The organism is Vibrio sp. 970, from assembly GCF_033339075.1.
In genome coordinates, this window is sequence record NZ_JAWOTW010000627.1 from 1 (window position 1) to 570 (window position 570).

The window sequence follows — 570 nt, forward strand, 5'->3', positions numbered from 1 at the left end:
GTTCGAGGCGTTGAGGATCGGCCGAAACGGCTTTAAGGTCGGCTGGTACTTGGTTGATGATGCGAATGGTCTTATTGCCTAGCAGGTGATTAGAAAGCTCAAGCACCAAGCGTGTTGCACTAGCTAAGCTTACTGCCGATTTTTGGATATCCATGCTGCCATAGCGCATTTTGTGGTAATCCAATAAATCGTCTACGAGGTTAGCTAAGCGTTGACCACTTTTGATAATGATATCAAGTTGGTATTTTTGACTGGCGGGAATGACTCCATTTGCTCCTGACACGAGGGTTTCTGCAATCCCAACCATGCCATGTAGCGGTGTACGCAATTCGTGCGAGGTTGTTGCGAGGAACTCATCTTTCAGTTTATCAGCCAGTTGCAACTCATCATTTTGCTTCTGAATCAGCTTGATGTTGCTTTCAAGTTCTTCGTTTTGCTGTTTAATGGTTTGGATTTTTTCTCGAATCGAGCGCTGCATACGTTCGAAGCTGATAGCCAAGCGACCGATTTCATCTTTACGTTCGGTATTGAATGTCGTTTCGTCGAGGTCGCCAGCGGATACTTTCTCCG

General features: G+C 46.0%; 1 protein-coding gene. It reads right to left on the reverse strand.

Annotated features, from left to right (window positions below; translation table 11 throughout):
• The coding region (locus R7Q11_RS28270) for a histidine kinase dimerization/phospho-acceptor domain-containing protein (protein WP_225467239.1) at positions 1 to 570 on the reverse strand (570 nt) is incomplete at both ends.